1 protein-coding gene is annotated in these 833 nt (G+C 57.1%); it reads left to right on the top strand.

The window, feature by feature from the left end:
* On the top strand, positions 1-822 hold an 822-nt coding region (locus IVA91_RS31835; protein WP_247460150.1), incomplete at its 5' end, for an ABC transporter substrate-binding protein.
* Positions 823-833: the final 11 nt, after the last annotated feature.

Raw genomic sequence — 833 nt, 5'->3', positions numbered from 1 at the left:
GTCGAAATGTGCCACACCGCCGCCTATTATTTCATCGGCAAGGATCCGACCTTCGCACTCTATTGCTCGGTACCGTTCGGCCTGAACTCGCGCCAGCAGACTGCATGGTTTCAGGATCACGGCGGTCAGGACATGCTCAACGAGTTCGGCAAGAAGTACAACATATACGGTATTGCGGGCGGCAATACCGGCACTCAGATGGGCGGCTGGTTCCGCAAGGAGATCAACAGCGTCGAAGATCTCAGCGGATTGAAGATGCGGATCGGCGGTTGGGCGGGCAAGACCCTTTCAAAGCTCGGCGTGGTTCCGCAGCAGATCGCAGGCGGCGACATCTATCCCGCATTGGAAAAAGGCACGATCGACGCAACCGAATGGGTCGGTCCCTATGACGACGAAAGGCTCGGCTTCTACAAGGTCGCAAGGTACTACTATTATCCGGGCTGGTGGGAAGGTGGCACGGCGCTGCATTTCTTCATCAACCTGGACAAGTGGAACGCCCTGCCAAAGGCTTACAAGTCGCTCCTCGCTCTGGCCTGCGGCTATGCCAACATGGACGTTCAGGCGCGCTATGATGCGCGCAATCCGGCGGCCATCAAACGGCTCGTCGCCAACGGGACTCTTCTGCGTCCGTTCAGCCAGGCGGTGATGGAAGCGTGCCTAAAGGCTTCGAACGAGGTCAATGCGGAAACCTCCGCGTCCAGCCCTGATTTCAAGAAGATCTACGATTCGCAAGTGGACTTTCGAAACGACGAGAATCTCTGGTGGCAGATCGCGGAGTATTCATATGAAACATTCATGATCCGCATGCGTTCGAAGGGCTGAGCGAGCCGCGC

It is taken from the genome of Bradyrhizobium sp. 153 (assembly GCF_023073835.1).
GTDB lineage: Bacteria > Pseudomonadota > Alphaproteobacteria > Rhizobiales > Xanthobacteraceae > Bradyrhizobium.
Note: the sequence above shows the minus strand (reverse complement) of the source record. Positions and strands in the feature narration are given on the sequence as shown.